The organism is Bradyrhizobium sp. Kon69 (genome assembly GCF_055807515.1).
Window position 1 is genome coordinate 1 of record NZ_JBVVOS010000544.1, and the last position, 241, is coordinate 241.

General features: G+C 58.5%; 1 protein-coding gene. It reads right to left on the minus strand.

The features are described from left to right. A partial coding sequence (locus AC0L3U_RS40100) for a hypothetical protein (protein WP_473365224.1) occupies nt 1–241 on the minus strand: 241 nt, incomplete at both ends.

The following is a 241-nucleotide window of genomic DNA, read 5'->3' on the forward strand; positions in this document are numbered from 1 at the left end:
GCAAGGTTTCGCCTGACGAGGCCGTGCAAAGCCGTCAAGCTCAGTTGAATTGAGACGGCGTAATCCAGGTCGCATTGGCACGCCTCGATAGTTGCCGCTTGCGCCGTCAGCATCGCCGGCTTGCGCCATGTGGAGACGCTACAGCCGAGCTTCTGTGTGCGCATTCGAAACGCGTCGAGTGTTGCCGGCCCGTAGTCCAATATGAGCTGGATGTTTTCGGCAGTTGCCAGGCATTGCAAAG